General features: G+C 72.3%; 1 protein-coding gene. It reads left to right on the forward strand.

Features of this window, described 5'->3' with window-relative positions; genetic code table 11:
* On the forward strand, positions 1–1697 hold a 1697-nt coding region (locus EPA99_RS18615), incomplete at both ends, for a YadA family autotransporter adhesin (RefSeq protein WP_425479248.1).

Raw genomic sequence — 1697 nt, forward strand, 5'->3', positions numbered from 1 at the left:
GGCGCGCAGTCCACCGCCATCGGTGCGGTGGCCAACGCCATCGGCGACTACGCCACCGCGGTCGGCACCCAGACCACCGCTGGCGGCACCAGCAGTGTGGCCGTGGGCGGTCCGGTGGACCTGATCCCGGGCCTGGGCTTTTTCGTCAACACCGAAGCCACCGGCGAGGCCTCGGCGGCCTTCGGCAGCGGCGCGCAGGCCACAGGCGACTACAGCGTGGCCAACGGCACGCTGGCGGCAGCCGAGGGCATCGAATCCACCGCGGTGGGTTACTTCTCCTACGCACCGGGCGATGGCGCCACGGCACTGGGCGCCGAGACTTGGGCCAGCGGCGAGCTGAGCACGGCGGTGGGCTTCTACAGCACCGCCCTGGGCGACAACAGCGTGGCGCTGGGCGCCAACTCCACGGCCACGCGCGACAACACCGTGTCGGTCGGCGATGTCGGCAGCGAGCGCCAGATCACCAACGTGGCCGCCGGCACCGAGGGCACCGACGCGGTGAACCTGGACCAGCTCAACGCCGTGGCCGAGGTGGCCGAAGGCACCGCGCTGAATTTCCAGGCCAGCGGTGGCGAGGGCAGCAATGTCGGCGCCTATGTCGAGGGCGAATACAACGTCGCGGCGGGCAACGCCGCCAACGCCATCGGCACCGGCGCCACCGCGCTGGGCAGTGGCGCGACCTCGGTGGCCGACAACGCCACCGCCGTCGGCGTCAATGCGGTGGCGGCGGCCGATTCGGCCACCGCCGTGGGCGGGTCGCTGTATGTCGAGGACGAGGACGGCAACGTGCTGCTGGACGGCACGACCGAGGCGTCGGAAGTCGGGGCCAGCGCCTTCGGCGCCGGTGCCACCGCCACGGCTGCCTATTCCACCGCGCTCGGCGCCGGCGCCAGCGCCGAAGGCCTGCAGGCTACGGCGGTAGGCTATTCGGCCAGCGCTGCGGCCGATGGCGGCACCGCCAGCGGCAGTTTCAGCGAGGCCTCCGGCACGCTCTCCTCGGCCTTCGGTTATGGCGCAACGGCGGCCGGCGACTACGGCACCGCGCTGGGCGCGGTGGCTAACGCTTCCGGTGCCGGTGCGGTGGCGGTGGGCGAATACGCCACGGCCACGGGCGCGGAGAGCGTTGCGGTGGGCGGCACGACCTTCTTCGGCCTGATCCAGGCCGAAGCCTCCGGCGAGGGGGCCTCGTCCTTCGGCGCCGGCGCCTGGGCGCTGGGCGACTACGCCACGGCCCTGGGCTGGAACAGCTGGGCCGATGCGGTCAGCTCCACGGCAATCGGCGAAAGCGCTATTGCCGAGGCGGCCAACAGCGTCGCGCTGGGCGCCAGCTCCTACGCCGATCGCGACAACACCGTGTCGGTGGGCGATGTCGGCAGCGAGCGCCAGATCACCAACGTGGCCGCCGGTACCGAGGGCACCGATGCGGTGAACCTGGACCAGCTCAACGCCGTGGCCGAGGTGGCCGACAACACCAGCAAGTACTTCCAGGCCAGCGGCAGCGAGGCCAGCGATGCCGGGGCCTATGTCGAAGGCGATGATGCCCTGGCCGCGGGCGAGGCCAGCAATGCCATCGGCACCGGGGCTTCGGCCCTGGGTGCTGGCGCCAACGCCGTGGCCGATGGCGCCACCGCGGTGGGCTACAACGCGGTCGCGTCCGGTCAGAACAGCGCGGCCTTCGGCCAGAACGCGCAGGCCAC

The sequence above is a fragment of the Pseudoxanthomonas composti genome (assembly GCF_004122095.1).
In the GTDB taxonomy this organism is placed as follows: domain Bacteria; phylum Pseudomonadota; class Gammaproteobacteria; order Xanthomonadales; family Xanthomonadaceae; genus Pseudoxanthomonas_A; species Pseudoxanthomonas_A composti.